The organism is Micromonospora sp. NPDC049580, assembly GCF_040675595.1.
In the GTDB taxonomy this organism is placed as follows: Bacteria; Actinomycetota; Actinomycetes; order Mycobacteriales; family Micromonosporaceae; genus Micromonospora.
In genome coordinates this window covers 1-4,660 of the sequence record NZ_JBFAPG010000496.1, presented here as the reverse complement: position 1 = coordinate 4,660, position 4,660 = coordinate 1, and the positions used below count along the sequence as shown (strand labels likewise).

Sequence of the window (4,660 nt, the reverse complement as noted above, 5' to 3'; positions counted from 1 at the left end):
GGCCGACCGGGCCACCAGGTCATCCACGATCTGCCCGACCCGGGCGACGGCCGCGCGCCGGGCCTCGTGCGCCGCCGGGTCGGCGGCCACCGCGTACCGGGACGGGTCGGCCTGCCCGGCGGCGAGCGCGTCGTGCAGCGCCTCCCGGGTCTCGCAGAGCGCCACCAGCCCGGCCGCGCCGAGCCGACGCGCGAAGAGCTGCTGGTGGTCGTCGACGTGCTCACCGCGCGACGGGTCGCGGGGCACCACGATGGGCAGGTGCCCGTGCCGGCGGGCCTCCAGGATCGTCGCCGGGCCGCCGTGACACACCACCAGGTCCGCGTCGGCCATCGCCTGTTGCAGGGCGTCGTGACCGAGGAAGGGCACCGCGCCCGGCAGGGGCGGCGCCGTGGTGTGGCCGTGCTGCAGGGTCAACCCGACCGGGCCGGACTGCGCGTGCCACTGCGTCAACCAGTCCACGAGCCGGTCGAAGGGGTGCTTGTCGGTGCCGACCGCGACGAGCAGCCGGGTCTGCTCGACGTCGGTGGTGTCGCGCTGGCGCGGCAGCCGGGACGGGTCGGCGACGGTGTCGCGGCGGGCCGTGCCCGTCTCCCCGCTCACAGCAGGGTCCCGACGACGGTGGCCTCCGGGTACTGCCGGCGCTGCTCGTCCCACTGCACGAGCATCGCGGACAGGAACGGCCGGCAGAGCCGGGCGGTCAGCGTCGGGGTGTCGATCCGGTCGTACACCTCGATGTAGACGGTCGGGATGCGACGCAGGCGGGCCAGCACCACGAACGGCACGGCCACCCCGGCGCCGGTGGTGACCACGGCGGCGACCCGCCGGCCCCGCAGCACCCGCCAGGCCAGTCGCGCGTTGCGCAGCAGGTTCGGCACGTTGCGGGTGGTCGGGTGGTGCGCCGGCACCAGATCCTCACCGGCCAGCAGTGACACCGCCTCCGGGGTGTCGAAGGTGACCCAGCAGCGCCGCCACCGTTCGTACCAGGGCCGCAGGGCAAGTAGTTGGGCCAGGTGGCCGCCGCTGGATCCCACCAGCAGCAGCACCGGCGGCTCGTCGTCGTTGTTCGTGTCCACGCGACTCCCCACAAGTCAGCTTGGAATTCCGATTCACGCCAGGCAGAAGCAGATCACAGGTTTTCCGGTCGTTGAATAGCGCGACCGGGCGAGGCGACGATCTCCACTCGGCGTCGTCAGAGCCGCTGTCGGCCCCGCAGCCCATCGATCGTCATCACGACCTGCCATTATGTCGTCACTCTGCGACGCGCACCCGGCGTCGCGTTGTCTCCAGTTCAGTCGCTATGTCGTTTCTCGATGACGTCCAACAGTGCGGGATGCAGCGCGCCGTTCCACCCGGCGCCGGCGTCCGCCAGCCGCCACGTCCGCAGCCACATCTCCAGCAGGTACGCGTCGGCCACCAGCCGGCACTGCGCCGGGCCCAGGCCGAGCCGCGCACCATGCCGGCCCAGCTGCCCGTCCACCGCCACGGCGGCCACCGCGGCCGGTTCGGCGCGCAGCACCAGCGACCGCTGGAAGGCGTCGTGCGCCAGGTCGAAGCCGACCGGCACGTCCGGACCACTGTGCTCCCAGTCCCAGGCCACCAGCCGGCCGTCGTACGTGCCCAGGTTCCAGGGCACCCAGTCGCCGTGCCAGTGGCCGAACTCGACGGCCGTGTCGCCGTGCCGGCGGGCCAGCGCGGCGACCGCGGCGACCGCCCGCGCCCCGGCCGGCCCGGCCGCGGCGGCCCGCTCGGCCTGGGCGGCCAACCGGGTCAGGAACGTCGAGGACGCCAGCGGTCGCGGTGCCCCGGCCGGGGCCCCGCGGCGGGCGACCGCGAGCAACGCCGCGATCCGTGGCGGGTCGTCGGCCGGCACGCCGCGTACGTCCGGTGGCAGCGGTTCGATCACCGCGACCGCCTGGCCGGCCCACGCCGTCTCGGTGAGCAGCCCCGGCGGCACCGGATGGTCGACGACGCCGGTCACCGCGCGCAACGCCCGCAGCGCGCTGGCCTCGGCGGTGACCAGCGCCCGGGTGGCGTCGTTCCAACCGATCTTCGCGTAGCCGCGCGGACGACCGTCGACGGTGAACAGTTGCAGGGTGGGTTTGACGTTCGGGTCCGGTGGACGGACACCGCACGCGGCCAGCAGCGGCGTACCGCCCAGCGCTGCGGCGAGCCGCTCGGTCAGCAGCAGCTCGGTCACGGCCGCCCCCACCGGCACCGAGACGGTCAACGTCGGAAACGGCGCCAGACCCGCCCCGCCGAACCGGGCCAGCCCACCGAGCGCGGCCCGCAGCGCCCGCACCTTCGGCGGCCGCAACGCGTTGTACGCCAGCAACGACGCCGCGCCGGCCCGGGGTGCGCCCAGCGGCACGAGGAACCGCGCCCGGGCCACCGACGGCACCACCGCGTACCGGGCCACCGCCCGATGCCCGGCCGGCAGCGCGCCACCCACCGTCAGGCCGACCCGGTCGTCCGGGAACACCGCGCGGCTCACCCAGCCCAGCCCGTCCACCCGGGACCGGGGATCGGTGGCCGGGGTGACCCCGGTCGTCACGCCGCCCGGTCCGCCCAGTCGAGGTCCAACCCGAGCCGCTCGCGCAGCGCGTCGTTGTACGGGCGGTAGTAGTCGGTCAGCTCGGCGCGGACCGCCGGCTCCAGCGGCGCGGAGCGCCGGTCGTTGTAGACCTTGAAGTTCGGCAGGTCGTACGGGGGCAGCCCGAGGAAGTCGAGGGTGCGCCGGTACGTGGCGCGGGAGTCGCGGTACAGGTCCTCGCTGGGCAGGAAGAGGATCTGCTCGGAGTCGAAGCGTTCCAGCCACGGTTCCAGGTGCTCCAGGTAACGCCCCCGGGCCCGGTACGTGTACCAGTCGTACGCCTCGCTGAACGCCTCCGGCTCGGCGATCAGCCGCTCCCGCTCCCCCGCTGTGCGCTCCGGCTCGGCGGCCAGCGCGGCGGCGAAGTCCAGCGGCTCGATGCCGTGGGTGCGGCGCTCCTTCCAGTGCGAGTACGCCCGCTCGACCGGGTCGCGCAGCAGCACGATCAGCTTCACCGTCGGCAGCAGAGCGGCGACCCGCTGCGCGGCGAGCGGGTGGAACATGTAGAGCGGGGCGGCCTCGCCGACCCGGACCGGCCCGCCGTGCCGCTTCGCGAGGGCCTCGCGCTGCCGCTCGGTCGGGAAGTGCGAGCGGTACCACGCCTCGCCCCGGCCCCAGTGCTCCTCGAAGTAGTGCGCCGACTTGGTGTTCCAGGCGGGAAAGAGCCGGGGCACCAGGGGGTGCTGGATGAGGTAGTTCCACAGGGAGGTGGTGCCGCCCCGCTTGGTGCCGATGATCAGGAAGTCCGGCAGGGGTCGCCGGTCACTGGTGCGGACCCCGTAGTCGACCAGGGACTCTTTCACCCGGGTGGTCACCTGGGTCGGCACCAGCTGCTTGACCCGGTCACGGATGGACGCCACGATGGCCCTCACCTGCCTCTCGTCGATTCCGGGCCGACCCCGGCGGCCGTGGCCGCGTCGTCGGATCCACGGATCTGCCTCATGGTCACCCGGATGCCGGCGCGCACCCGGGGCAACGTCAACAAGCCGACGCAACCGGCCAGCAGCACGCCCAGCGACACCGCCAGGCCCGGCAGGCCGCGGCCCCCGGCCAGCACGCCGATCCCCGCCGCGAGGCCCACACCGCCGAGGGTGGCCGCCGCCGCGCGCAGCGTCGCGGCGTCGACCAGCGGCTCGGCGACCACCGCGCGGGCGAACGCGGCGGCGGTGAGGTTCTCGGTGGCGATGCCGGCGGCCCAGGCGAGCGCCGCGCCCGTCGCGCCGTGCCCGGGGATCAGCCAGAGCCCGAGCGAGACGGTCACGGTGAGCCCGGCCAGCGTGGACACCAGGTGCAGCCCGCTGCGCCCGCCCATCAGCAGCAGGCTCTGCACGTTGCCCACGCCGGTGTTCACCAGCATCGCCAGCGCGAGCACCGTCATCGCCGGCACGCCGGCGGTGAACTCCGGGCCGAACAGTTGCAGGAACGCGAGCGCGAACACCGCGAGCAGCAGGTACACCGGCCAGGACAGCACCAGCCCCCAGGTGGTCAACTGCCGGTGCACGGCCGCCGCGGCGGCCCGCTCACCACGCCCCAGCAGCCGGGACAGCTGCGGTGACACCGCCACCCGCAACCCCTGCATGGCGAGCTGGCCGGCCAGCACGTACCGGCCGACCGCGCCGAACACGCCCGCGTCGGCCGGCCCGGCCAGCACCGACGTCAGCAGCACCCCCACCCACATGCTGCCCGCGTCGATGGCCGCCGAGGCGGCCCGGGGCAGCGCGAAACGCCAGAACGTCGACCAGTCGGCCCGGCCCGGTCGCAGCGCCGCGCCCCGGCCCAGGCCGAGCGGGCCGGCCACCAGGGTGAGACAGGCCAGCAGCGCCAGCGCCGCCGGCACCAGCCAGCCGGTCATCCCGGCGAGCAGGCCGCCGCCGGCCAGCGCGGCCGCGCCGACCAGCGCCGGGCGGGCCACCGGCAGCAGCAGGAACTGCACGCCGACGTACGCGCGGATGGGTCGTACGCAGCGCAGCGCGGCCAGCAGCAGGGTCATCGCCACCACCACCGGCACGGCGGCGAAGGTGAGCGTCAGCAACGCGTCGCCGCCGTCGCCCGAGCCCCGCAGCAGTCGGG

5 protein-coding genes are annotated in these 4,660 nt (G+C 74.9%); all 5 read right to left on the bottom strand.

The annotated features are described in order from the left end of the window. On the bottom strand, nt 1-600 hold a 600-nt coding region (locus tag AB0J68_RS27730; protein WP_363941297.1), incomplete at its 3' end, for a glycosyltransferase. Next, nucleotides 597-1,073 (bottom strand): UDP-N-acetylglucosamine--LPS N-acetylglucosamine transferase, encoded by a 477-nt coding sequence (locus AB0J68_RS27725; protein WP_354863194.1) that lies wholly within the window; start codon nt 1,071-1,073, stop codon nt 597-599. The genes AB0J68_RS27730 and AB0J68_RS27725, both read right to left, overlap by 4 nt. Before the next feature lie 215 nt (nt 1,074-1,288). Beyond that, nucleotides 1,289-2,551 (bottom strand): hypothetical protein, encoded by a 1,263-nt coding sequence (locus AB0J68_RS27720; protein ID WP_363941294.1) that lies wholly within the window; start codon nt 2,549-2,551, stop codon nt 1,289-1,291. Then, the gene (locus AB0J68_RS27715; protein WP_355067124.1) at nt 2,548-3,450 is read right to left on the bottom strand and encodes a sulfotransferase domain-containing protein; all 903 of its coding nucleotides are present in this window, start codon (nt 3,448-3,450) and stop codon (nt 2,548-2,550) included. Before AB0J68_RS27715 ends, AB0J68_RS27720 begins: the two co-directional genes overlap by 4 nt. A gap of 8 nt (nt 3,451-3,458) precedes the next feature. After that, on the bottom strand, nt 3,459-4,660 hold a 1,202-nt coding region (locus tag AB0J68_RS27710), incomplete at its 5' end, for a lipopolysaccharide biosynthesis protein (RefSeq protein WP_363941291.1).